Source organism: Rhizobium sp. P1_E6 (assembly GCF_056405875.1).
This window is the reverse complement of record NZ_JBFUBG010000054.1, coordinates 15,205-35,738: the sequence shown is the minus strand read 5'-3', so window position 1 is coordinate 35,738 and position 20,534 is coordinate 15,205. Positions and strand designations below refer to the sequence as shown.

General features: G+C 60.3%; 17 protein-coding genes and 1 riboswitch. Of the genes, 9 read left to right on the top strand and 8 right to left on the bottom strand.

Going from position 1 to position 20,534, the window contains the following annotated elements; genetic code table 11:
• Positions 1-476: 476 nt before the first annotated feature.
• Positions 477-971 (bottom strand): hypothetical protein, encoded by a 495-nt coding sequence (locus AC1D35_RS22620; protein ID WP_113311318.1) that lies wholly within the window; start codon positions 969-971, stop codon positions 477-479.
• Positions 972-1,120: 149 nt separating this feature from the next.
• Here AC1D35_RS22620 and AC1D35_RS22615 point away from each other — a divergent pair, with 149 nt between their 5' ends.
• Positions 1,121-1,708 carry a hypothetical protein gene (locus AC1D35_RS22615; RefSeq protein WP_113311319.1) on the top strand — a complete coding sequence of 196 codons (588 nt, stop codon included), beginning with the start codon at positions 1,121-1,123 and terminating at the stop codon, positions 1,706-1,708.
• Between the two features lie 627 nt (positions 1,709-2,335).
• On the opposite strand, the gene AC1D35_RS22610 is transcribed toward AC1D35_RS22615, so the two are convergent.
• From AC1D35_RS22610 to AC1D35_RS22600, 3 genes are all read right to left on the bottom strand, one after another.
• The gene (locus AC1D35_RS22610) at positions 2,336-2,914 is read right to left on the bottom strand and encodes a hypothetical protein (protein ID WP_162748611.1); all 579 of its coding nucleotides are present in this window, start codon (positions 2,912-2,914) and stop codon (positions 2,336-2,338) included.
• Positions 2,915-2,957: 43 nt separating this feature from the next.
• A complete protein-coding gene (locus AC1D35_RS22605; RefSeq protein WP_113311321.1) occupies positions 2,958-4,025 on the bottom strand; it encodes a 3-deoxy-7-phosphoheptulonate synthase in 1,068 nt (355 codons plus the stop codon).
• Between the two features lie 241 nt (positions 4,026-4,266).
• The gene (locus AC1D35_RS22600) at positions 4,267-5,682 is read right to left on the bottom strand and encodes an MFS transporter (RefSeq protein WP_113311323.1); all 1,416 of its coding nucleotides are present in this window, start codon (positions 5,680-5,682) and stop codon (positions 4,267-4,269) included.
• Positions 5,683-5,833: 151 nt separating this feature from the next.
• Positions 5,834-6,023: riboswitch (cobalamin riboswitch) on the top strand.
• Positions 6,024-6,065: 42 nt separating this feature from the next.
• Here AC1D35_RS22600 and bluB point away from each other — a divergent pair.
• On the top strand, positions 6,066-6,752 hold the full coding sequence (gene bluB / locus AC1D35_RS22595) for a 5,6-dimethylbenzimidazole synthase (protein WP_113311322.1): 687 nt from the start codon (positions 6,066-6,068) through the stop codon (positions 6,750-6,752).
• A 32-nt stretch (positions 6,753-6,784) separates the two neighbouring features.
• Here bluB and AC1D35_RS22590 read toward each other — a convergent pair whose 3' ends face one another.
• Positions 6,785-8,329, bottom strand: a complete 1,545-nt coding sequence (locus AC1D35_RS22590; protein ID WP_477855224.1) for an MFS transporter — start codon at positions 8,327-8,329, stop codon at positions 6,785-6,787.
• A gap of 134 nt (positions 8,330-8,463) precedes the next feature.
• On the opposite strand from AC1D35_RS22590, the gene AC1D35_RS22585 reads away from it, so the two are divergent.
• Entirely contained in the window at positions 8,464-9,318 is an 855-nt protein-coding gene (locus AC1D35_RS22585) for a LysR family transcriptional regulator (protein ID WP_113312152.1), read from the top strand.
• 30 nt (positions 9,319-9,348) lie between these two features.
• Here AC1D35_RS22585 and AC1D35_RS22580 read toward each other — a convergent pair whose 3' ends face one another.
• On the bottom strand, positions 9,349-10,434 hold the full coding sequence (locus AC1D35_RS22580) for a DUF2865 domain-containing protein (RefSeq protein WP_113312153.1): 1,086 nt from the start codon (positions 10,432-10,434) through the stop codon (positions 9,349-9,351).
• A gap of 198 nt (positions 10,435-10,632) precedes the next feature.
• On the opposite strand from AC1D35_RS22580, the gene AC1D35_RS22575 reads away from it, so the two are divergent.
• Positions 10,633-11,166 (top strand): ribonuclease H family protein, encoded by a 534-nt coding sequence (locus AC1D35_RS22575; RefSeq protein WP_477940136.1) that lies wholly within the window; start codon positions 10,633-10,635, stop codon positions 11,164-11,166.
• Between the two features lie 42 nt (positions 11,167-11,208).
• Here the strand turns inward: AC1D35_RS22575 and AC1D35_RS22570 are convergent, their stop codons facing one another.
• Positions 11,209-13,533, bottom strand: coding sequence for an NADP-dependent malic enzyme (locus AC1D35_RS22570; RefSeq protein WP_162747257.1), 2,325 nt, complete (start codon positions 13,531-13,533; stop codon positions 11,209-11,211).
• 295 nt (positions 13,534-13,828) lie between these two features.
• Here AC1D35_RS22570 and AC1D35_RS22565 point away from each other — a divergent pair, with 295 nt between their 5' ends.
• Entirely contained in the window at positions 13,829-14,641 is an 813-nt protein-coding gene (locus AC1D35_RS22565; protein WP_113301118.1) for a UDP-2,3-diacylglucosamine diphosphatase, read from the top strand.
• Between the two features lie 199 nt (positions 14,642-14,840).
• Positions 14,841-16,061 carry an MFS transporter gene (locus AC1D35_RS22560; protein WP_477940134.1) on the top strand — a complete coding sequence of 407 codons (1,221 nt, stop codon included), beginning with the start codon at positions 14,841-14,843 and terminating at the stop codon, positions 16,059-16,061.
• Here AC1D35_RS22560 and dgcA read toward each other — a convergent pair.
• A complete protein-coding gene (dgcA, locus tag AC1D35_RS22555) occupies positions 16,013-16,996 on the bottom strand; it encodes an N-acetyl-D-Glu racemase DgcA (RefSeq protein ID WP_113312149.1) in 984 nt (327 codons plus the stop codon). The two genes, AC1D35_RS22560 and dgcA, sit on opposite strands and share 49 nt — an antisense overlap.
• Positions 16,997-17,098: 102 nt before the next feature.
• Here dgcA and AC1D35_RS22550 point away from each other — a divergent pair, with 102 nt between their 5' ends.
• The 3 genes from AC1D35_RS22550 to AC1D35_RS22540 are packed head-to-tail and all read left to right on the top strand — an operon-like array spanning position 17,099 to position 20,513.
• On the top strand, positions 17,099-18,268 hold the full coding sequence (locus AC1D35_RS22550; RefSeq protein ID WP_477940132.1) for an MlaE family lipid ABC transporter permease subunit: 1,170 nt from the start codon (positions 17,099-17,101) through the stop codon (positions 18,266-18,268).
• Between the two features lies 1 nt (position 18,269).
• Positions 18,270-19,133 (top strand): ABC transporter ATP-binding protein, encoded by an 864-nt coding sequence (locus tag AC1D35_RS22545; RefSeq protein WP_113312148.1) that lies wholly within the window; start codon positions 18,270-18,272, stop codon positions 19,131-19,133.
• Positions 19,134-19,142: 9 nt separating this feature from the next.
• Positions 19,143-20,513: an MlaD family protein gene (locus AC1D35_RS22540; RefSeq protein ID WP_113301123.1), complete on the top strand. Its 1,371-nt coding sequence runs from the start codon at positions 19,143-19,145 to the stop codon at positions 20,511-20,513.
• Positions 20,514-20,534 lie beyond the last annotated feature (21 nt).

Below are 20,534 nucleotides of genomic sequence, written 5' to 3'. Positions count from 1 at the left end.
AGTCTCCAGAGATGATGGGGCGGTGAGAAGTTGCTTCGGAATACAACTTCGAGTACGACGATAGATTAAGCACACGACGCAATACAGGTCTACCGCGAGATATGGCTTTGAGTAAAACTCATTTTATAAGAAAATCGATGATCATTATATTTGTAATATACTTCGTATCTCTCTACATTTTAGCTAGATTACCGACGTCATACGACAGCATTTGTGAAGAAATTTCCGACGCGGCCCAATTACGTGGACCACTATTTTTCATGATACTTCTTTCCCCGCAAGCTTACCTTCTATTTATATTGTCGTTGTTAATGCACGTCCTCAGGAAAAACGAGCGCGTCATAAAAGAAGCAATGTGGCTCTGGTCAGTGGTGTTTGTAATTGGTTCGGCGTGGACCGCTCTGTTCATCTATGCAATCCAAAACTCGTAGTTCCTGAAATCCTCAGAGGCAGATGATGATGGGGCGGTGGGGCCGCTATTCACTTTGAGAAGCGGGGTGACTCTTGACGCCTGCGGCGGCCAAAAGCCAAAACAAGGCGCCGGCAGCAATACCGAATACCGTTATTTCTGCGAGCAATTCGACAGCTTCCAGAAATCCCCACCATGTCATCATTCCGTTTTGGTAGGTGACGTGGTCATCAGTAGAAGCCTGATCCGGGCCGAAAAATAGGACCAGGCATATCCAGGGCAAGGTCGCCACCAAGGCTCCAGCCATCACACAATTTGCAAGGGACGGCCCTATGCGTCCCCTCAGATAGAGCAGCAATGGAATTCCCAGTACAAGAGTTGGCGGATAGGCACCGATGAATGCAACGACTTGGGTTGTTCGGATAATGCGTTCGGTCATATCCGGCAGRCCCTGATAGGCGGGGCTGAAAACAGCGTATGCGAAGGATGCCACCAAAGGCACTACTGCTAACGCAAGAGCAATTCTCCACCATGGCGGAGAAGCGAATGTCGTTACCGCCATGTGCACCGTCCCCAATTACCTTACAGAATTGCACGTCAACACGTGTATAACAATCGTCCGGTCAGACCATTCGGTTCGCGGGAGCGGGGGTGCTTTCCTATTTCCCAAGAGGAGGTAATGTCCGCCCAAAGGCGAACGTAGGAGTGACTATGTCTTGGGGTGCTTCCGAATGGAGCGTTGTCGTGGGCGCAGCATCCGCATTTGCCACAGCGGCAGCAGGGTTCATGGCACTCATTGCAGCCAAGTGGACGGTGGAGGAAACTCGCAAATCGGCCGACAGCAATTCCCAATTACTGAAGGAGCAAATTGAAGTTCAGAGACAGGAACTTCAGGAAACCCGCAACGCGGCGCTCGAAGTGGAACGAAAAGGAAAATTGCATGCTGCCTACACTATATCCAGGCTGGCAGGGTTGGCCGAAATGGCAATTCATAACGCAATGAACAACACCTCGGAAACAGATGAAATCAGACCCAACTTTTCCGAGGATCTTATTCGGCAGATAGAAGGGGCCTATCCTCTTCAGAGTTTCTTGAGCCGCAATAACCACATTAATTTTCAGATCTTGGACGCCACAGTTCATGGCCAAACAATGAAAACAAGGGAGCGGGCCCAACAAATTCTCTGGCATCTAAATGAACTTCGGAACGCTTTAACTCCCGTTATCGTGGGCCTACCTCTAGGTGAAGGTGATCGGTCCTATGGATCTGGTAGGGCATCACAAGACGCACAGATGTGACTCTGACACACATTCAGCGCGCCTTTGACGATGGGGCTGTGGGGCGCCAAGCCGGGAGCGTCAACACTGCCACCTCGTTGGCATTCTTCGCTGACACCGAATGAACGCCATCCGTCTTGACGGGGGGCCAGGGCGGACCACCCCACACATTCGAATTGCGCGCAGACATTGCGCTGTCCGCCCGGTCAATGACATTGTGGACATTCGGGAGGCCCACGCGGATCAGGTCATTACACGCCGGCATGGTTGCCATACCGGTTTTCGGCGACTGGCCTCCTGGCGTCGTGTAGCCGTCATTGCTGTCAGTTCGCGGAGTGATTGTCTGCTGGTGAACCCGCTTCCCGGCAAAGAGACCATATAGCGACTGAAACCTGCTGAACATCAGCGGGACGTCCGCATTGCCATAGGTAGCAAAGTCGTTGACGCCGAGAGCATTAACTCCGTCTGTGAACGGTGCACCGTCAAGAAGGGTTGCAAGGGTTGCCGCCCCGTTGGTTGCCAGCCCAGAGGCCGTGAGGTTGCCGATGGAGATCTTGAGATATGGTAGGCCGTACTTATCAAAGAGCCGAGGAATGATACCGGAACTGTATTTGGGACCGGATGCTTGTTCATCGCCGGTCCCGAAGGTCAGGCTATCCCCGAAAGCCACATAGGACCGAGCGCCATCAACGCCGATAATTTCAGCCTCGATATAAAATGACCCGAAGGTTCGAGTGCCAGTGGTCGGGTTGATCGTCCCACTGTTTCCTTGGTCGGAAGCGACGTTCCCATCCGGAATTCCCAGGACGGTGCAGGCCGCAGGATAACGACGGTCGGAAGCGCAATGCCATTGGAAAGGTTGACCGTCCGTTCTCCGAACAACGCGGCAGCAGGGATCGATAAGGGTTTCCCATCGACAGATGACTGAAGGACGTCTGCCCGCTGCTTCATGATCGCATTCGGTTTGCTCAGGGTCGCAACGCCACCCCAAGAAACCGTGTGGAAAACCCCTGCAGGATATTCGATCGTACGTTTCACATTGTGAGCGGCACCAGCCGTGATCGTTCCGTCAGCATTGAGGTAGACGTTAAAGTCGACGCAGCGAATGTTGGTGATCGTTCCGGCGATCGGTGCGAAATGCCAACGCTCAGACGTATATGGAGAAGCATATACGTTCGTCCCCGTTGGGATCTCGAACCTGTTGCCAGCAAAAACCCGGCTGACCACCCCACCGCCCTGTGAATGGGCGGCGGGGTTTGCCCGCGGCAACTCAGGCAGCGACAGCTGCCTTGCGGCGGTCGCGGACGGCTTTGGCGAGATCCTCGAGCACGTCGACCGACATGTCCCAACCGATGCAGCCGTCGGTGATCGACTGGCCGTAGACGAGCGGCTTGCCGGGGACGAGATCCTGGCGGCCGGCGACGAGGTTGCTCTCGATCATCATGCCCTTGATATGGTCATTGCCGGCGACGATCTGGCCGGCGACGGCGCGGACGACCTTCGGTTGGTTCATCGGATCCTTGCCGCTGTTGGCGTGGCTGGCATCGATCAGCATGCGCGGGTCGACACCGAGCTTGACGGCTTCGGTGATAACGGCCTGGACGTCTGCCGCCTCATAATTCGGGCGCTTGCCGCCGCGCAGGATGATGTGGCAGTCCTCGTTGCCGCGCGTCGAGGCGATCGCTGCCTGTCCGTCCTTGGTGACGGCCGGGAAATGGTGCGGCTGGGAAGCCGCCATGATCGCATCGAGCGCGATGCGCGCGCCGCCATCCGTGCCGTTCTTGAAGCCGATCGGGCAGGAGAGACCCGAGGCGAGCTGGCGGTGGATCTGGCTTTCGGTCGTGCGCGCGCCGATGGCGCCGTAGCTGACGAGGTCGGCGATATATTGCGGCGTGATCGTATCGAGGAATTCGCAGCCGGCCGGCAGGCCCATGGCGTTGATGTCGAGCAGCAGGCGGCGCGCGAGGCGCAGGCCCTCCTCGATACGGTAGCTGCCGTCGAGATGCGGATCGTTCATCAGGCCCTTCCAGCCGACAGTGGTGCGGGGCTTTTCGAAATAGACGCGCATGACGATTTCGAGATCGCCGGAGAGGCGTCGTCGCTGCTCGACCAGGCGGGAGGCGTATTCGCGAGCGGCTGCCGGATCATGGATCGAGCAGGGGCCGATGATGACGAGCTGGCGGTCGTCCTTGCCCGTGAGGATGTTGTGGATCGTGTCGCGCGTACCGGTCACGGTCTCGGTGACGGCGGCGTCACGCGGGATTTCCGAGATGATATCGGCAGGTTTGGTCAGCGGGGTGATCTCGACGATGCGAAGATCATCAATAGTGTCAGTCACGGTATGCTCTCCTGTTTGGTCATACCGTGCGGAACAAAAAAGCCGCCAGGTTGACTAGCGGCTGTTCGGGTTTGTCGTTGCGTTAGTTTCGTCTACGCACAGACCCGCATCCGCTGGAAGCAGCGGTACGAATAAAATCGCGATGCATAAACGGACGAAATCGACATGCAGCCTATGTAGCTATGCCGATGGGAGTTGTCACGCGGAATCTGTGAGAGAAAATGACCGATCCGTGAGGTTTTCAGCGGCTTTCCGCCATTGCCTCTCCTTGTGCCTCTTCCGGCTCTGCATGTCGGTTCTTGCGGCGGCGCGTCGTCAGTTCCTCTCCGGCATTGGCGGGCAGGCGCAGGAAGGTGATGCAGGCAAGGGCGGAGATCGCCGCGACGATGAAGAAGGCGATATGGAAATCGGAAACCAGCAGCTTGCCGCCGTGGAAGCTCGATGAGATTTCCAGGATCGTGCCGGCGACGGCAACGCCCATGGCCATGGAGATGCGCTGCGCCACCGCATTGATGGCGGTTGCCTGGCTGCTGTCGGCCTCGTCCACATCGCCGAAGGCCATGGCGTTGACGCCTGAGAAGGCCATGGAACGCAGCAGGCCGCCGACGAGAAGACAGCCCATGATGACATAGAGCGGCGTTTCGACGGTGAAGAGGCCGTTCACACCGAGGAAGATCGCGGCGAGGAAGGTGGTCAGCGCAATGACGTTACGGAAGCCGAAGGCATTGTAGGTGCGGGTGGCGGCGAATTTCGAGCCCATCGAACCGAGCGCGCTGACGAAGGTGATCGAGCCTGATTGCAGCGGGGTCATGCCGAAGCCGAGCTGCAGCATCAGCGGCATGAGGAAGGGTAACGCGCCGAGCCCCATGCGGAAATTCGAGGCGCCGAGGATCGATGCCCGGAACATCGGATAGCGGAACATTTTCGGGTCGAGCAGCGGATGCGGCGTGCGCCTGGCATGGATGAAATAGAGGATGCCGGAAAGGATGCCGACAGCGACGGTAACATAACCGTAGATGACGGGAACCGCCGGCAGGCTGATGACCGAAAGGCCGAAGACGAAACCGGAAAAGCCGATGCCCGACAGGAAGAAACCCGGAAAATCCATCGGCTTCGGGCTGCGCGGTTCGACAGCCGGCAGGAAGCGGGTGACGAGGATGATGCCGATAATGCCGATCGGCACATTGATCCAGAAGATCCAGTGCCAGCTGAGATAGGTCGTCAGGAAGCCGCCGATCGGCGGTCCCATGATCGGGCCGATCAGCGCCGGAATGGTGAGCCAGGCCATGGCATTCACCAGCTGGTGACGTGGCGTACCGCGTACCAGCAGCAATCGCCCGACCGGCGTCATCATCGAGCCGCCGGCACCCTGAATGAGACGGGAGATGACGAAGGCGGCGATGGAATTGGAGAAAGCGCAGGCGACGGAGCCGACCATGAAGACAAAGATCGCCAGGCGGAAAATATTGCGGGCACCGAAGCGATCCGACATCCAGCCGCTGATCGGAATGAAGATCGCCAAGGCCACGAGGTAGCTCGTTACCGCAAGCTTCAATGCGATCGGCGAAGTGCCTATATCGGCAGCAATCGCAGGCAGGCTGGTGGCAATCACGGTCGAATCCATCTGTTCCATGAACAGGGCGACCGCGAGGATCATCGGCGTTAGACGGGACACGGGCAACCGGAATGCAATGAGAATGAAGGGGCGCTTTCGGCGCCAGTCGGATTCGGGTTTCGTTCTAGGCCAGCATTTCCGGACTGTCCACGAAATGAATGTCGCATGCAGCTTGCCGCCATGCCGTTTCCACGCCATAGATCAGCCGTCAGGTGCCCGTTTTCACAGGCGGGAGAATCGGGAATCCGGTGCGAGACCGGAACGTGCCCAACGCTGTAAGGCTGACGCTTGCCGCTTATCACGCCACTGGCCGCAAGGCCGGGAAGGCTGCGGCGAAGCGAATGAAGCCAAGTCAGAAGACCGGCCTGGCAAGATAGACCCAACCCGCGCGGACGGCGGGCGGTTGCGTTGTTGGGGATTTGACGATGCGACCCATTGATGATGCCGCTTGCCCGGCATCCGGTTTTTCTGCGGCCGAACGCGAGGCCGTCTATCATGCGATCATGACGCGGCGCGATGTGCGTAGCCAGTTCCTGCCCGATCCCTTGCCGGATGATCTCGTCACAAGGCTGCTGACGGCGGCGCATCACGCGCCTTCGGTCGGCTTCATGCAGCCGTGGAATTTCATTCTGGTGAAGAGTGCCGAGGTCAGGGCGCGGGTGCGCGATGCTTTCATGAAGGCGAATGAGGAAGCGGCCCGCATGTTCGACAGCGAACGGCAGGAAAAATACCGTTCGCTGAAGCTCGAAGGCATTGTCGAGGCGCCACTCGGCATCTGCGTGACCTGCGATCCTACCCGCAGCGGCAGCGTGGTACTGGGGCGCACGCATAATCCGCGTATGGACAGCTATTCCACCGTCTGCGCCATCCAGAACCTGTGGCTTGCTGCCAGAGCGGAAGGCGTCGGCATCGGCTGGGTCAGCATCTTTCGCGAGGGCGACCTGAAGGAAATCCTCGGCATTCCCGATCATATCGAGGTGGTGGGCTGGCTCTGCGCCGGCTTCGTCGAACGGCTCTACGAGCAGCCGGAACTGGCGGTCAAAGGCTGGCGGCAAAGGATGCCGCTGGAAGAACTGGTCTTCCATGACGGCTGGGGGCAGGTTGAAGGCTAGACCGCGCCGGGTTGAGCCGGCGCGGGTCTGCATCATTGGGCTGGCTGGCTATCGCATTCCCTGGCGCAAACAGGGGCTTTCCAATGGCCGAAGACGAGGAAGCTCGCGGCGGCCATCAGCCAGACGCCGACGGCGCCGTAGAGCATGACTGCGCCGAATCCCTGGACGAGCGCATCATGCACCGTCGCGGCCGGGATATCGGGCAGGGAGGCGATATTGCCGGCGGAAATGCGTTCGGCAGCCAAGCGGAGATCGTCCGCCGCCATCGATGACGGCAGGACGCTCTTCAGATGCGAGAAGACGCCGTTGAAGAGGATGAAGCCCATGACGGCGATGTTGATGGCGAGCGAGATCATACGGGCGCTCATGTCGATACCGGAGGCCATGCCGGCACGATCGCTGGAGACGGCACCCGTCGTCGTATTGCTGACCGGAGTGTTGGTGAAGCCCAATCCGATGCCTGAGAGCAGGGCGCCAGGCATCATGGTCAGCCAGCTTGGCTCGGTGGCGGCGCTGCCAGACTTCATCAACAGGAAGCCGAGGCCGATGGTGAAGAGACCGCCGGGAATGACGAGGCCCGGCCGGTAGCGGAGCGAAAGACGCTCGGCAAACGGCGGCACGACAAGGGTCGGCAGCGTATAGGCCAGCAGCGAGAGACCGGCGGCAAGGCTGCCGTAGCCGAGGCCGGCCTGATACCAGATCGGCAGATAGATCATGAAGGGCCAGAAGCTGATGTTCATGGCAGCCGAGCCGATGATCGCACCCGAGAAAGTGCGGATGCGGAAGACCGAGGCATCGAACATGGGCCGCGGGTTCAGCCACTCGGCAATGACGAAGGCGATAAGGCTTACCGCGCAAAGAGCGATAATGGCGAGTGCCGTGGGGCTGGCAAAGCCCAGGGCCGGCCCCTGCGTGATGAAGAAGGCGAGGCAGAAGACCGATAGTGAAAGGGTGGCGATGCCGGCAATATCAAGCCGTCCCGCACCCGGGTCGCGCGATTCCTCAATGCCTGTCACAGCGAGGGCTATGGTGATGACGGCAAGGACCGCATGAATGAGAAACACCCATTGCCAGCCGGCGGCTGCCACGATGGCAACGCCGATGATCGGGCCGAAGCCGAGGCCGATCCCGAAGATGATGCCCCACCAGCCGAAGGCCATGCTGCGGGCGCGGCCCTCCCGGAATTGATGGGAGAGAACGGCGACCTGGCAGATCAGCATGATGCCGCCGCTCATACCCTGCAGAAAGCGGGCAGCAATCAGCAGCGAGGCATCCTGCGCAAGGCCGGCGACGAGCGAGGTGAGGCCGAAGGCGGTAATGCCGATGAGGAAGACGCGCTTGCGGCCGTAACGATCGGCAAAGGTGCCGGCCGCCATCAGCACGGTGGTGACGGCAATCGTGTAGGCGTTCATGATCCATTGCAGCGCGCTGAAATCGGCATGCAGCACCTTTTCAAGCGTCGGCAGAATTGCCGGGACGCTCGATATTTCAAGGCCGAACATGAGCGAGGAGAGGCAAGCGGCCATCAGGGCGATAATGCCTCTGAAACGTGAGGAAGGAGGGGAGGCAGGGGTCATGCTTTGGCCTTTCGACGTTGAGACATACAACGGTGACATCCGATGTCGTCCATTTGCGTCAGCATAAGCAGAGCTTGAACATTACAGAATTGGATGATTAACTATTTCAGACACAACAATTTCGGATAGATGCCATGACCATGCTCGATGTCGATTCCGTTCAGGCCTTCGTGACGATCGCCGAGAACAAGAGCTTCACCCGCGCCGCCAGTGAGCTTGGCAGCACGCAGGGCGCGATCAGCGTCAAGCTGAAACGGCTGGAAGAGCGGCTCGGCCACCGGCTGATCGAGCGCACGCCGCGGCTGGTGCGGCTTTCCGCACAGGGCGCGGTATTTCTTGATGCCGCACGGGAATTCCTCGCGGCCCATGACCGGGCGGTCGCCGCACTTTCCTCGTCGCGCCGTCATTTCAGGCTGGGCATTGCGGCCCATGTCGCCGGCCCGGAAGTGCCGACGCTGCTTGCGCGCCTCAATGCCCATGATCCGGGGCTGACGATCGAGGTCCGGCTCGACAATTCCTGCGAGTTGCTTGCAGCCTTCGACCGCGGCGATCTGGATGCGGCGATCGTCCGTCGGGACGAGGACCGGCGCGACGGCGAGGTTCTGGCACCGGAGCATTTCGGCTGGTTCGCAACGCCGCAATTCGAATATCGCCGCGGTGAGCCGCTGCGTCTTGCAGCACTGTCGCCCAACTGCAGGGTGCGGGATGTCTGCACCCGGGCGCTCGATGCGGCGGGCATTCCCTGGGCGGAAGTCTTCCTCGGCGGCGGCTCTTCGGCTGTGACAGCAGCCGTTTCGGCCGGGCTTGCTGTCTCGACCTTTTCCTATCGCCTGGCACCCGTCGGTACGGTCGAGGTCAGCGAGCGGTTCGGCCTGCCGTCGCTACCATCCTCGGAGGTCGTGCTGCACTCGACGCTGACGGATGCCAAATCGCGCGCGGCACTGCGCACGCTGGCGGCAGCGTTCAGGGAGCATCGCGCCTCAAACTGAAGACGCTGTCCCGACGGCCGAGATCGTACCCTATTGCTGCTGTTGTTGGGGCTGCGGGCCCGATGTTGCAGGATTGGCGAGATCGATCTTGCCCTGATCGCCGGCGAGGAATTGCGGGCCGACCTGACGGACCTTGTTACCGGCGGGGTCATAGGGACGATCCGCCACCTGCGGCTGCGGGGCAGGCGGCGCGCTCGCGGCCTTCGGGGCTTCCGTCTTGATCGTCGTAATCGAGCCCTTCGGTTCGGGTGCCGGCGCATAGGCAGCCTGGCTCTTGCGCATCTGCTCGTAATAGGCAGTCAGATTGCAGGAGCAGGCGGATTTTTCGCCGGGCGCGCGGGTCTTGTAGGCGAAGGCGTTTTTCATCTCGCTGTAGGGCGTTCCCGTCGCCGTCGAGATCATGTTCGAGGTCTCGGTGCTGGAAACGTCGCGATAGAAGAGCTCCGTCTCGACGCCTGGGCACATCTTCGAGCAGGTCGCCGCATCGCGGCCGAAATCCACCGAAGTGGCGTTGTTGCTGATCGGGAAGAAGCCGCCGTCGCAGGTGCGCACGCAGATGGTGCTGACAGGCGAGAGCATTTCGGCGCGCGGCAGGCCATAGTGCTCGCCGCCGCCGAGCGGAATGAACGTGTCGCCGCGCATGGCCTGCTCTTCGATGCTCGGAGCTGGAGCATAGACGTCGCTCGGAGCGGGTTCGCCAAAGCTGTCGCTGTTGCAGCCATTGTCCTCGAGTGCGGCCATCAGGCCCTCGCGGGCCGCATCCGTACCGGACTGGCGCAATTCGTTCCGGCGATCCTGAAGGAAGCTGATATTGTCCACCATCTTGACTTCAGCCTGCTCGAGCTCGGTGCAGAAGCCGGCATTCTCGCCGCCGACGACCACCATGCTGCCTGAGGTACAGCCATACCGACGCAGATCGCCGCGCACCTTACGCAATTCCAGGTTCTGTTCGGCAAGCGCGCCCGCATATTGGCGCATCTCCAGGCCGTTATTGCCGATCGATTGCGGCAAGTCGGCAAGGCGCCCGCGCAGATCCTCGCAGATCGCATTGGTCTGCGCCACCGCAGGAGCCGCGAATGCCAGATAGAAAACGAGATACAGGTTTCGGCGCTTCACGACGTCGTTCCGGAAAGAGAAAAGCATTTATCTGTCGATTGCGGCTTCAATCCACCGCGCTTTGTCTTAACGTATTTCCCTTAATAAGCTCGGAGTAATTCCTAGCGCATTTTTGCGACCTTATCCAGCAAGCCTGATGGTTCCATTCCAATCTCTCCTGCACCCGCCCGGAAAAAGGTTCATAGCTAAACAGCTGACATGACAGATATTTCTGACGAAGCTGCCGCCGCGGAAACGACTTGGGCAATACCGGATGCCCGAGGCGGACTTCACGTTTTCGTGGACGGTTGYTTTGAGYCCGGCTCCCGCCACGGGGGATGGGCCTTTGTCGCCTATCGCGATGGCGTCGAAATCGCATCCGGCTTCGGCGGCGCAAAGGATACGGCCAATAACACGATGGAAGTGACCGCGGTGCTCGAGGCGGCAATATGGATCAACCGCACAGCAGCTGATGCAGCGGCGGTCATCTGGTCGGATTCCGTCTATGCCGTGGAAGGCTGCAACGGCTGGCGTCCGATCTGGAGAAACAATGGCTGGAAGAAAAGCAACCCGAACGGCAAGGCCAGAAACCGGGTGATATCAGATGCGAAGATCTGGAAGGCCCTCGATGTCGAGCTAACGCAGAACCCGATGATAGGTATCGCCTGGTGCAAGGGCCATTCAGGCACCGATGGCAATGAGCGCGCCGATGCGCTGGCTGATCAGGGACGCCGGTCGATACGGAGTCCCTGATTTTGAGATAGGCCTGATTTCAAATGAGAACGGGCAACCGGCTCAAGCCGGCTGCGATGCCTCGACGACAGCAAGCGCCGCCATGTTGACCACGCCGCGCGAGGTCACCGACGGCGCCAGGATATGGGCGGGCATTGCCGTGCCGAGCAGGATCGGGCCCACATGCAATCCGTCGGTCATCGACTTGACCACGCCGAGGGTGATGTTGGCCGCATCGAGGTTCGGGAAGACCAGCAGGTTGGCTTCGTCATGCAGCGTCGTGTGCGGCATGACACGACGGCGCAGCTCCTCGGAGATCGCGCTTTCACCGTGCATTTCGCCGTCGACTTCGAGATCGGGGGCCGCCTCGCGCACCAACTGCAGCGCATTGCGCATCTTGGTAGCGCTTTCGGATTCACGCGAGCCGAAGTTCGAATGCGAGACGAGGGCGGCGCGCGGCGTGATGCCGAAACGCTTGATTTCCTCGGCAGCGAGCACCGTCGCCTCGGCGATTTCCTCGGCTGTCGGATTGAAGGTCACATAGGTGTCTGTGAAAAAGGTCGCACCGCGCTGCGAGATCATCAGACTGAGGGCTGAGAAATCACAGACATCCTTACGTTTGCCGATGATCTGGCGCACGTCGCGCAGATGTTTCTCGTAACGGCCTTCGAGGCCGCAGATCAGCGCATCCGCTTCACCGCGCTTCAACGCCAGGGCGCCGATGACGGTCGTGTTGGTGCGCACGATGGTGCGGGCGGCTTCCGGGATGACGCCGCGGCGGCCGACCAGCTGCAGATAAAGATCGACATATTCGCGGAAGCGCGGATCGTCCTCGGGGTTGATGACCTCGAAATCCTGTAGCGGGCGGATGCGCAACCCGTAGCGCTTCAGGCGCGTTTCGATGACCTGCGGACGGCCGATGATGATCGGCTCGGCAATGCCTTCTTCAAGCAGCACCTGGGCGGCGCGCAACACGCGCTCGTCTTCGCCTTCGGAGAAGATGACGCGCTTGCGCTCTGCCGTCTTCGCGGCCGCAAAGATCGGCTTCATGATGAAGCCGGAGCGGAAGACGAAGCGGTTCAGCTGGTCGAGATAGGCATCGAAATCGGCGATCGGGCGACGCGCGACACCGCTTTCGGCAGCGGCCCTGGCGACGGCAGGCGCGATGCGCAGGATGAGACGCGGGTCGAAGGGCGAGGGGATGAGATAGTCAGGGCCGAAAATAGGGGTTTCGCCGGAATAGGCGCGGGCGGCGACGTCCGAAGGCTCCTCGCGGGCGAGGGCCGCGATGGCGCGCACGGCGGCCATCTTCATTTCCTCGTTGATCGTCTCGGCGCCACAATCCAGCGCGCCCCTGAAAATATAGGGGAAGCAGAGGACGTTATTGACTTGGTTCGGGAAGTCCGACCGGCCGGTGCAGATCATCGCATCGGGCCGCGCGGCGCGGGCGAGATCCGGCATGATCTCCGGCGTCGGGTTGGCGAGCGCCATGATCAGCGGCTTGTCGGCCATCTGCGCAAGCAGTTCCGGCTTCAGCACGCCGGCAGCGGACAGGCCGAGGAAGACATCGGCGCCACCGATATTGTCGGCGAGCGTGCGGGTGTCGCTCTTCTGGGCGTAGATTGCCTTCCACTCGTCCATCAGCTCGACGCGGCCTTCATAGACGAGGCCTTCGAGATCGTGGACCCAGATGTTTTCGCGCTTGGCGCCGAGCGTCACGAGCAGGTTAAGACAGGCAAGTGCCGCCGCACCGGCACCGGAGGCGACGATCTTGACCTCGTCGATCTTCTTACCGGCGAGTTCCAGCCCGTTGAGGATCGCGGCGGCAACGATGATCGCGGTGCCATGCTGGTCGTCGTGGAAGACCGGGATCTTCATCTTCTCGCGCAGCTGCTTCTCGATCTGGAAGCATTCCGGTGCCTTGATGTCCTCGAGGTTGATGCCGCCGAAGGTCGGCTCCAGCGAAGCGACGGTGGAAACCATCTGCTCGACACTTGCAGCATCCACTTCGATATCGAAGACGTCGATGCCGGCGAATTTCTTGAAGAGAACGGCTTTGCCTTCCATGACCGGCTTGGAGGCAAGCGGGCCGATATTGCCGAGACCGAGAACGGCAGTACCGTTCGAAATCACGGCGACGAGGTTGGCGCGGGACGTGTAGTCGGCCGCCTGTTCCGGATTGTCACGAATGGCGAGACAGGGAGCGGCAACTCCGGGAGAATAGGCGAGCGCCAGGTCGCGCTGGTTGCCGAGCGGCTTGGTCGCCTGGATTTCCAGCTTGCCGGGGCGCGGATAGCGGTGGAAGAAAAGCGCCTGTTCGTCGAGGCTGCCGCCCGTCAGATTCGTTTCCGTCTTGGCTTTTTCCTGGGATTTTTCCTGGTGATCCATCGCCGCTTCCAATCGTCCTTCAAAGTCTTTTGAAGACTCCTCCATACATCAATCGACCGGCCTGGACAGTACGGAAATGGCCGCAGGGGAACTTTTTGACCCGGACGGTAAAGGGGAGCTGACATTAGAGCCTTCCCTGATCGGATTGCGGCACTTCACCAGGGACGCTCTGACCGGTGGATTGATCGGCTTCGCAGGGCTTTCCTGCGTTTTGTCATCTTCCTGATACACGAGTCTGATTTTGGAAGGCTAGACGAAGAACGATGGGACACGAGCGGAAAGGCTTGTGATAGACATGATGGAACCCCGGCGCTTCCGCACCCTCTTCATTTCCGATGTGCATCTCGGCTCCAAGGCTGCGAAGGCAGATTTTCTGCTGGATTTCCTTAGGTATCACGAGGCTGACACGATCTACCTCGTCGGCGATATCATCGATGGCTGGCGCCTGAAGCGCAGCTGGTACTGGCCGCAGGTCTGCAACGACGTGGTCCAGAAGCTCTTGCGCAAGGCGCGCAAGGGTACGCGCGTCGTTTATATCCCCGGCAATCACGACGAATTCCTGCGCGCCTTTCCGGGCACACATTTTGGCGGCATCGAAGTCGTCGACCGCATCATCCATGACGGCGCCGACGGCAAGAAGTACCTCGTCCTGCATGGCGACGAATTCGACGTCGTTGTGCGCAACGCCCGACTGCTCGCCTATCTCGGCGACTGGGCCTATGACACGGCGATCCGCATCAATATCGTGCTTGCCGCGATCCGCCGCCGTCTCGGCATGCCCTACTGGTCGTTTTCGGCCTGGGCCAAGCTGCAGGTGAAACATGCCGTCAATTTCATCGGCGAGTTCCAGCGCGTGGTTGCCGAGGAAGCCCGCAAGAGCGGCGCCGACGGCGTCATCTGTGGCCATATCCATCACGCCGTGATCGAGGATATGGAAGGCATCCGCTATATCAACACCGGCGACTGGGTCGAAAGCTGCACGGCAATCGTCGAGCATGAAGACGGCACTTTCGAACTCATCACCTGGCGCGCGCTGACCAGCAACGTGCCGGCACTGACCTCCATCGAATTGCTTGAAGAGGGTGATTTCGCCCCGCAGGCCGCCTGAATATTGCGCGCGTACCGTGCCGGCGGGCTTTCTGCCGGTACACCCAGGAATTTAGCCCGTTGCCGCTTGGCGACGGGCCCTATTTATTTTTTAAATCGTTTTGGTTTATTTTTTTTAATCGTTTCGATTGGGCTATTTCTCGCCATAGTCGTGCTTGATTGGATGTGTTAGGCAACGCACAGTTTCCTTCAGGTCCATCATGATTCCCGCACAAAATCCCTCGACGGGTGAGGGAGCGCCGCCGCGCTTCCGGCTGCTCAGCGCGCTTTGCTACARCGCGCCGCTGCTGGTCAACGGTATCGTCCTGCCCTTCTTCCCCGTCTGGCTTTCGACCCACCAGTTCAACGATCATCAGATCGGCACCATCCTGGCCGTGCCGATGATCGTGCGCGTTCTCGTCGCGCCGATCGTGGCTGTCTTTGCGGACCGCATGCCGGAGCGCGCACATGTGCTCTTATGGTCGGGGGCGCTATCGCTGCTGACGGCGGTGGCGCTCTACTGGACGTCGAGCTTCTGGTCGGTGCTGATCGTCTTTGCGCTGCAGGGTGCCACTTTCGCGCCCTATGTGCCAGTCGTCGAATCCATCGTGATATCAGGCGTGCGCCGCTGGGGGCTGGATTATGGCTCGATGCGCGTCTGGGGTTCCATCGCCTTCATCGTTTCGACGATGCTCGGCGGCGAACTGGTCGGCCGCTGGGGTGGCGGCATGGTGTTGCCAATCATGATCTTCGGCTTCATTTTGACCATCGCCATGGCGATCTTCTGTCCACGCATCGGACCGACACGGCGACGCGGCCAGCCGATCAACCTTCCGGCGACGACAGGCAGCGGGCTGAGGGAACCGCATCTGCTCCTGCTGCTGCTCGGCGTTTCGATCCAGCAGGCGAGCCACGCGCTGCTCAACGCCTTTTCCTCGATCTACTGGCACCATCTCGGCTTCTCGGGAACAGAGGTCGGCATTCTCTGGAGTGCCGGCGTTGCCTCGGAAGTGACGGTCTTCTTCCTCTCCCGACGCCTCAACCGCCGCTTCAATGCCTGGACGCTGATCCGCTTCGGCTGTGCGGTCAGCGTCTGCCGTTGGGTGTTCTTTCCGACGGAGACGAGTTTTCTCGGCTTCTTCACGCTGCAGTGCCTGCACGGTTTCACCTATGCCTTCGTGCATACCGGCGTGCAGCGGCGCATCATCGCCACGGTGCAGGAGACGCAGGAAGCTTCAGCCCAGGGCGCCTATTTCTTCTATATCGGCATGGCCTCGGGGCTGATGACCATTGCGTCAGGCTATATCTACGCCGCGCTCGGCCTCTACAGCTATTACGTGATGGCCTGTGTCGCCGCCTTCGGGCTCACCCTTGTCATCATCGCCTATTACCTTCAGCCCCAGAGGTTGGCTTCGGGCGGGAATACCAGGGAGCCAGCATAATTCAGGCCGGGCTCGCGATCGCGGGCCAGGAGCAGCGGACCATCGAGATCGACGAAATCGGCGTCCTGCGCCAACAGAACGGCGGGCGCCATCGCAAGCGAAGTGCCGACCATGCAGCCGATCATGATGGAGAAGCCGAGCCGCTGCGCTTCTTCCTTCATTTCCAGCGCCTCAGTCAGGCCGCCGGTTTTGTCGAGCTTGATGTTGATCGCGTCATAGCGGTCGGCGAGGCTTGCGAGATCGCCGGTGTGATGCACGCTTTCATCGGCGCAGATGAGAACATGGCGGGCGATCTCGGCCAGCATGTCATCGCGACCGGCCGGCAGCGGCTGTTCGACCAGCGCGATATTGGCTTCGGCCGCTATACGCAGATGATGTTCCAGCCGATCCTCCGGCCAGCCCTCATTGGCATCGAGAATGATGGCCGCATTGGGGGCCGCCTCACGCACCGCACGGATACGGCTTTCATCGTCGCCGGTGCCGACCTTGACCTTCAGAAGCGGGCGCTGCGCATGTGTGCGGACCTGCGCTGCCATGACGTCGGGCTCACCGAGCGAGATCGTATAGGCCGTGGTCAGCGGCTTCAGATGCCTGAGATCGAGGCGGGAGGCGACGCTCCTGCCTGACAGTTTGGCCTCCAGATCCCAAAGGGCGCAATCGACGGCGTTGCGCGCCGCACCGGGTGGCATGGCATGCAAAAGTTCGGCGCGCGAAATGCCTTCCTCGATCAGCGGGCGGGCCGATTCGATCTGCGCGAGCACGCTTTCAATCGTCTCGCCATAGCGGCGATAGGGCACGCATTCGCCAAGCCCGCTCTTGCCTGATTCGCTCAGCGTGCAGGTAATCACCTCGGCGGAGGTTTTCGCCCCTCTGGAAATGGTGAAAGTGCCGGCAATCGGGAATGAATTCATCTGGATATCAAGGTGACGCGGCATAATTGCTCTCCTGCGAGCATGGAAATTGCGCGGTGCTTCTGTATATTAACGCGCTGGGCGGCGAACGATAAGGTTCGCGAGTCGGAACTGTCGCTGCAAGCATTGAAAGACACAAGTCATTTGAAGTCCGAGAAACGCAACGCCGCCTCGCTGCATGTGGACGACCGAGCCGAGGGCTCGGGGCAGCATGTGCATCTTGAAGGCAATTGGCGCAGCGCCAACATCCACCTCGTCCTGCAGGATTTCGAGAAACTGGCGCGCAGCAACAGCGGCGACCTGACGCTCGATCTTTCCAGTGTCACCGATATCGACACGGCCGGCATCTGGCTACTTTGCCGGCTAAAGAAACAGCAGGAAGCGGCCGGCCGCGCGGTTCGTTTCGAGGGTACGAACGAGCATATAGACGAGCTGATCGCTACCTTCTCCAAGGATCCTGAAAAGCAGGAGCCGGAGCAGAAGGAAAAGCTCYCGATCGCCCAGCTTATCTTCGCGCCGATCGGCCGGATGACGCTCGATGTCTGGGACAATGTGGCGGCCGCCATGTATATCCTGGGATCGGCGGTGCGCGGCGCGCAGATGAAGTTCGGCCGCGGCAGCGGCGTTTCGCCGGCCTCGATCGTCAACCAGATCGACCATATGGGCGTGCGCGCCGTTCCGATCATCCTCCTGATGTCCTTCCTGATCGGCGCGATCATCGCGCAGCAGGGCGCCTTCCAGCTTCGTTATTTCGGTGCGGAGATCTTTGTCGTCGATCTCGTCGGCATTCTTCAGCTGCGTGAAATCGGCGTGCTTCTGACCGCCATCATGATCGCCGGCCGCTCGGGCAGCGCCATCACCGCCGAAATCGGCTCCATGAAGATGCGCGAGGAAGTCGACGCGCTGAAGGTGATGGGCCTCAACCCGATCGGCGTGCTGATCTTCCCGCGGCTGGTGGCGCTGACAGTCGCTCTACCGCTGCTGACGGTGATTGCCAACTTCGCCTCGCTCGGGGGTGCGGCTGCGGTCGCCTATCTTTATTCGGGCATTACGTTTGCCACCTTCCTGTCGCGCCTGCATGAGGCCGTGACGCTTTCGACCATATTGGCCGGCATGATCAAGGCGCCCTTCATGGCGCTGGTCATCGGCATCGTCGCAGCCGTTGAGGGCCTGAAGGTTGGCGGCAGTGCCGAATCGCTTGGCCAGCATGTGACGGCCGCCGTCGTGAAGGCGATTTTCGTCGTCATCCTGATGGACGGACTTTTTGCGATGTTCTATGCAGCGATTGATTTCTGACATGGCGGGCGGCGTGGATCAGCAACCAATCGAATCGACCAGAAACGAGGCCGGGGAAGCGGAACGCGATGTCGTGCTGTCGGCGCGCGACGTCACGGTCGGTTTCGGGCCTAAAGTGGTTCTCGACAAGCTCAACCTCGATATCTACCGCGGTGAAATCCTCGGCTTCGTCGGCGCTTCGGGCACCGGTAAATCGGTGCTGATGCGCACGGTGCTCCGCCTGCTGCCGCGCCGTTCCGGCACCATCAAGATCCTGGGCCAGGATTTCGACGAACTGGATGAACCGGAGCGCAATGCGCTCGACATGCGGCTCGGCGTGCTGTTCCAGCAGGGCGCGCTCTTCTCCTCGCTGACGGTGAAGGAGAATATCCAGGTACCGATGCGCGAGTATCTGGATCTGCCTGTTACGCTGATGGATGAACTGGCGCATCTGAAGATCCGCATGGTGGGGCTCGCCGCCGACGCTGCCGACAAATATCCTTCCGAACTCTCAGGCGGCATGATCAAACGCGCGGCGCTCGCCCGCGCACTGGCCCTCGACCCCGAACTCGTCTTTCTCGATGAGCCGACTTCCGGCCTCGATCCCATCGGTGCGGCGGAATTCGACGAGCTGATCGCCAATCTGCGCGATAGCCTGGGATTAACCGTCTATATGGTGACCCACGACCTCGACAGCCTGTTTTCCGTCTGCGACCGTATTGCCGTGCTTGGAAAGAAGCGGGTAATGGTGGAAGGAACGATCGACGACATGCTGGCCTACGACGATCCGTGGGTTCAGGCCTACTTCAAGGGCAAGCGCGCGCGTTCGATCGTGCCGCAGGACGACGCGCCGGCGGCCCGGGCGCAGCATGACAGCGGGAAGTGACCGGAGACGATGGAAACCAAAGCCAACTACACGATCGTCGGTTTTTTCACCGTATTGGTGATCGCGGCCGCATTCGGCTTCGTCTACTGGATGGCCGAATATGGCCGCAGCGGGCCGATGGCCGAGCTGATCGTGCGCATTCCGGGCTCTGCCAACGGTTTGAGCGTCGGTTCGCCTGTTCGATTCAACGGTATCCAGGTCGGTTCGGTGCAGACGCTGTCCATCGATGCCGACGATCCGCAATATTCGCTGGCTTTCACCGAGGTGCGCTCGGATGCGCCGATCTATCCCTCCACCAAGGCAGCCCTTGAAATCCAGGGCCTGACGGGTGCGGCCTATATCGAGCTCTCGGGCGGCCGCAAGGAAGACAAGAACATTCTCCAGCAGGCGCTGGAAAGCGGCAAGCGCGCCGTCATCGTCGCCGACCAGTCGAGCGTGACCAACCTGCTTGCAACGGCCGACAAGATCCTCGACCGCGCCAATGATGCCGTCGGTGACGTGCAGGGCTTCGTGCGCGATGCGCGCGGACCGCTGACCAAGACCTTGCAGAATGCCGAGACCTTCTCGGATGCGCTCGCCAAGAATTCCGGCAATATCGACAGCTTCCTGCAGAGTGTCGGCGATCTCTCCAACACCGTTCGGAACGTTTCAGGCCGTGTGGATTCGACGCTTGCTGCCGTCGAGGATTTGGTGAAGGCCGTCGATGCGAAGAAGATCAACACGATCCTGGCCAATGCCGAGAAGGTGAGCCGCGACGTGGCCGACGCCTCGGGCGATCTCAAGGGCCTGGTCGCCAAATTCGATCAGACGGTCACGACCTATAACGAATTCGGCAAGAAGGCGCAGGTGACGCTCGATCGTGTCGATACGCTGGTCGCCGCCATCGACGCCAATAAGGTCAAGGGTTCTGTCGACGATATTGCCCAGGCGACAAAGGATGCGCGCGCCGCCGTTGCCTCCATCCGCGACGTGACCAACACCGTGTCGGACCGCCGCAAGGATATCGACCAAACGATCCAGGACGTCCAGCAGATGGCGAACAAGCTGAACTCTGCTTCGACCCGCGTCGACGGTATCCTCATCAAGGTCGACGCGCTGCTGGGCTCCGACAATACGAATTCGCTCTTCACCGAGGCGCGCGCCACGCTGGAATCGTTCAAGAAGGTCGCCGACAACGTCAATGCCCGCATCGGGCCGATCGCCGACAATCTGCAGAAGTTCTCGGGCAGCGGATTGCGTGATGTCGAGACGCTGATCAACGAGTTGCGCGGGACCGCGAACAACCTCAACAATGCCATCACCAATTTCGACCAGAACCCGCAACGGATCATTTTCGGCGGACCGACGGTTAAACAATATGACGGGCGCACGCGGCGCTAAACGGAATTCAGAGGTAGCGTA

Coding starts and splice junctions, on each gene's coding strand:
- AC1D35_RS22615 (WP_113311319.1), top strand. CDS start 1,121: ATGTCTTGGGGTGCTTCCGAATGGAGCGTTGTCGTGGGCGCAGCATCC.
- AC1D35_RS22600 (WP_113311323.1), bottom strand. CDS start 5,682: ATGATCCTCGCGGTCGCCCTGTTCATGGAACAGATGGATTCGACCGTG.
- bluB (WP_113311322.1), top strand. CDS start 6,066: ATGCGACCCATTGATGATGCCGCTTGCCCGGCATCCGGTTTTTCTGCG.
- AC1D35_RS22590 (WP_477855224.1), bottom strand. CDS start 8,329: ATGACCCCTGCCTCCCCTCCTTCCTCACGTTTCAGAGGCATTATCGCC.
- AC1D35_RS22585 (WP_113312152.1), top strand. CDS start 8,464: ATGACCATGCTCGATGTCGATTCCGTTCAGGCCTTCGTGACGATCGCC.
- AC1D35_RS22570 (WP_162747257.1), bottom strand. CDS start 13,533: ATGGATCACCAGGAAAAATCCCAGGAAAAAGCCAAGACGGAAACGAAT.
- AC1D35_RS22565 (WP_113301118.1), top strand. CDS start 13,829: ATGATGGAACCCCGGCGCTTCCGCACCCTCTTCATTTCCGATGTGCAT.
- dgcA (WP_113312149.1), bottom strand. CDS start 16,996: ATGCCGCGTCACCTTGATATCCAGATGAATTCATTCCCGATTGCCGGC.
- AC1D35_RS22545 (WP_113312148.1), top strand. CDS start 18,270: ATGGCGGGCGGCGTGGATCAGCAACCAATCGAATCGACCAGAAACGAG.
- AC1D35_RS22540 (WP_113301123.1), top strand. CDS start 19,143: ATGGAAACCAAAGCCAACTACACGATCGTCGGTTTTTTCACCGTATTG.